Raw genomic sequence first — 2243 nt, 5'->3', positions numbered from 1 at the left:
TGTCGACGACGGCTTGAGACTGACCCTCTGTCGGCGGATTGGGATTGACCCCCTTCCGTAAGTCTGGAGGGGTGATCAAGTTGGAGGAGTGGGCTGAGATCCGGCGGTTGCACCTGGGTGAGGGTGTGCCGATCAAGGAGCTCGCTCGGCGGTTCGGGTTGTCGCGGAACACGGTGCGGTCGGCGGTGCGGGCGGTGGAGCCGCCGCGGCGTGAGCGTGGGCCGCGGGGTTCGTCCGTTGATGCGTTCGAGCCGCAGATTCGGTCGTTGCTGGCGCAGTGGCCGTCGATGCCGACTCCGGTGATCGCGGAGCGGATCGGCTGGACGCGGTCGTTGACGGTGTTGAAGGACAGGGTTCGGCAGTTGCGGCCGTTGTTCGTGCCGCCGGACCCGGCGGACCGGATCGAGTACTCGCCGGGCGAGGTCGCGCAGTGCGATCTGTGGTTCCCGGAGCCGGAGATTCCGGTCGGGGCCGGTCAACGGCGGGTGTTACCGGTCCTGGCCATGACGTGTGGGCATTCGCGTGTGACGGACGCGGTCATGATCCCGTCGCGGAAGGCGGGCGACATCCTGGCCGGGATGTGGGAGATCATCGGCGGGTGGGGTGCGTGTCCGCGCACGCTGGTCTGGGATCGGGAATCGGCGATCGGCGGGACCGGGAAGTTGACGGCGGAGGCGACGTCGTTCGCGGGGACGTTGGGCGTGGGCATCCGGCTGGCTCCGCGGCGGGATCCGGAGTCCAAGGGCCTCGTGGAGCGGCGCAACGGCTACTTCGAGACATCATTCCTGCCGGGCCGAACGTTCACGTCGCCGTTCGATTTCAATGTCCAGATCAGTGACTGGCTGACGACCCGGGCGAACGTCCGGCACCTGCGTGCGATCGGTGCTTCTCCAGCCCAGCGGTGGGACGCCGACCGGGCCGGCATGGTCGGCCTGCCGCCGGTGGCGCCGGCGGTCGGGTTGACCCATCGGGTCCGGCTGGGCCGTGACTACTACGTGCGTGTCGACAGCAACGACTACAGCGTGGACCCACGCGTGATCGGCCGGTTCGTCGACGTGTTCGCCAACCCGGCCCGGGTCGTGGCCTCCTGCGCCGGTCAGGTTGTCGCCGAGCACGCCCGCTTCTGGGGAACCCGGCAGACGATCACCGACCCGGCCCACCAGGACACTGCCAGGCTGCTGCGCGCCGAGCTGGCGCAACGCCGACGCGAGATGGAACGCGACACGACCAGGACCCACGCTGACGGCCATGTCGTGGCCATCCGCGCCCTGCCCGACTACGACGACCTGTTCGGCGTCGACTTCGATCCCCGCCCCGTCGAGCACCCACCTGCATCCACGACCGCTGAAGGGATTTCATGACCACCACACGGAGCAAGACCGCGGCGCAGCGCAACACTGCGGCCAGGCCGGACGGTTTGACGTCGAAGATGGCCTACCTGGCCCGGGTGCTGAAGACCCCCACGATCGGCCGGGTCTGGGAAGACCTCGCCGACCAGGCCCGCGACGCGAACTGGTCCCACGAGGAATACCTCGCCGCCGTCCTCGAACGCCAAGTCGCCGACCGCGAATCGGCAGGGAACATGATGCGGGTGCGGACCGCGCACTTCCCGGCCATCAAGACCCTGGACGACTTCAACCTCGAGCACCTGCCCAGCCTGCGCAAGGACGTGCTCGCTCACCTCGCCACCGCCACGTTCGTCCCCAAAGCCGACAACGTCGTGCTCCTGGGACCGCCCGGGATCGGCAAAACCCACCTCGCCATCGGCCTGGGCATCAAGGCCGCCCAGGCCGGCAACTCCGTGCTGTTCGACACCGCCACCAACTGGATCACCCGACTCGCCCGAGCCCACCACGCCGGGCACCTCGAAGCCGAACTGAAGAAGATCCGCCGCTACCGGCTGATCATCATCGACGAGGTGGGATACATCCCGTTCGACACCGACGCGGCGAACCTGTTCTTCCAGCTGGTCGCGTCCCGATACGAACAAGCCTCGATCCTGGTCACGTCGAACCTGCCGTTCGGCCGCTGGGGTGAAGTCTTCGGCGACGAAGTCGTCGCCGCCGCGATGATCGACCGGCTCGTCCACCACGCCGAAGTACTCACCCTCGCCGGCGACTCGTTCCGCACCCGCGCCCGCCGCGAGCTCCTCGCCAAGAACCGGGACAAATAGACCAAGCTGACCTGACGGGGGGTCAATCCCAAACCGTCCAGGAGGGGTCAGTTCTAATCCGCCGTTGACA

At 67.9% G+C, this 2243-nt stretch carries 2 protein-coding genes; both read left to right on the top strand.

Translation table 11 applies throughout. The features are described from left to right. Positions 1 to 71 precede the first annotated feature (71 nt). A complete protein-coding gene (gene istA, locus FB455_RS34075; protein ID WP_145755816.1) occupies positions 72 to 1361 on the top strand; it encodes an IS21 family transposase in 1290 nt (429 codons plus the stop codon). Then, entirely contained in the window at positions 1358 to 2173 is an 816-nt protein-coding gene (gene istB / locus FB455_RS34070; protein ID WP_145755815.1) for an IS21-like element helper ATPase IstB, read from the top strand. The genes istA and istB overlap by 4 nt, the downstream gene beginning before the upstream one ends. Positions 2174 to 2243 lie beyond the last annotated feature (70 nt).

The sequence above is a fragment of the Micromonospora sp. CNZ296 genome (genome assembly GCF_007827635.1).
The sequence above is the reverse complement of the archived record's forward strand: the minus strand, read 5'-3'. Positions and strand labels throughout refer to the sequence as shown.

Coding starts and splice junctions, on each gene's coding strand:
- istB (WP_145755815.1), top strand. CDS start 1,358: ATGACCACCACACGGAGCAAGACCGCGGCGCAGCGCAACACTGCGGCC.